This is a genomic window from Seohaeicola zhoushanensis (genome assembly GCF_014656415.1).
Taxonomy (GTDB): domain Bacteria; phylum Pseudomonadota; class Alphaproteobacteria; order Rhodobacterales; family Rhodobacteraceae; genus Seohaeicola_A; species Seohaeicola_A zhoushanensis.
On the sequence record NZ_BNCJ01000066.1, the window covers coordinates 1 to 1177 of the forward strand.

Consider the following 1177-nt stretch of genomic DNA (forward strand, 5'->3'; position numbering starts at 1 on the left):
CCATCGCGCGGATGCGGACCGAGCTGAACATGACCATCTTCCTGGTCGAGCAGAACGCCACCCAGGCGATGGACGTGGCCGACTACGTCTACATCATGGAAAACGGCCGCGTCGTGCTGGACGGTTCCGCCGAGAAGATGCGCAACAACCTCGACGTCCAGGAATACTACCTCGGCTTCTCGGGCGGCGGGGAAGAGCGCAAGAGCTTCCGAGATATCAAGCACTACAAGCGACGGAAGCGCTGGCTGTCATGACCCACCTGCTGGAACTGCGCGACGTCACCAAGAGTTTCGGCGGCATCCATGCCGTCAATGCGGTCACGCTGCATGTCGACAAGGGCGAGATCGTCTCGGTCATCGGCCCCAACGGCGCCGGCAAGACGACGCTGTTCAACCTGATCTCGGGGGTGCTGCCGTTGACCTCCGGCTCGATCTCGATCGAGGGGCGCGACCTCGCCGGCGTGGCGCCGCACCGCTACGTGCAACTGGGCATCGGGCGCACCTTCCAGAACCTCGCGCTGTTCAAGCATGGCACCGTGGTCGACAACATCCTTGTGGGCCGCCACTGGCGCATGAAGACCTCGGTCATCGAAGCGGCGCTGCATTTCGGCCGCCCCCGCCGCGAGGAGGTCGCCGCGCGCCGCCGCGTCGAGGAGATCATCGAGTTCCTCGAAATCGAGCACATCCGCGACAAGGTTGTCGGCACGCTGTCCTACGGCCAGCAGAAACGGGTGGAACTGGGCCGCGCTCTGGCCACCGACCCCAAGGTGCTGCTGCTCGACGAGATCGTCGCCGGCATGAACCAGGAAGAGACCGAGGACATCGCCCGCTTCATCCTCGACATCCGCGAGGAACTGGGCATCGCCATCCTGCTGATCGAACATGACATGCACCTCGTGATGGATATCTCCGACCGCGTCCACGTCCTGAATTTCGGCTCCACCATCACCGAGGGCCGCCCCGCCGAGGTGCGCAGCCATCCCGGCGTGATTGAGGCCTATCTCGGCACCAAGGCCGCACGAGCTGCCGGCGGCGCTGCGATGGCCGTGGAGGGAGGGGCGCGATGAACGACCAGAGGCACCCCGACATGGCCGAGGCCGAACAGCTTTTCGCCGAGACCCGCACCCGGCTGCCGGCCGATTTCGACCCCTTCGCGCCGGCCAACCTGACCGCCGGCA

At 65.4% G+C, this 1177-nt stretch carries 1 protein-coding gene and 1 pseudogene; both read left to right on the plus strand.

The window, feature by feature from the left end:
- Window positions 1–254: pseudogene (locus tag IE266_RS26720) on the plus strand (ABC transporter ATP-binding protein); the annotation flags it as partial.
- A complete protein-coding gene (locus IE266_RS26725; protein WP_189683181.1) occupies window positions 251–1066 on the plus strand; it encodes an ABC transporter ATP-binding protein in 816 nt (271 codons plus the stop codon). The pseudogene IE266_RS26720 and the gene IE266_RS26725, both read left to right, overlap by 4 nt.
- Window positions 1067–1177 lie beyond the last annotated feature (111 nt).

Excerpts from the sequence above, each read along its gene's own strand:
- IE266_RS26725 (WP_189683181.1), top strand. The coding sequence starts at position 251 with ATGACCCACCTGCTGGAACTGCGCGACGTCACCAAGAGTTTCGGCGGC.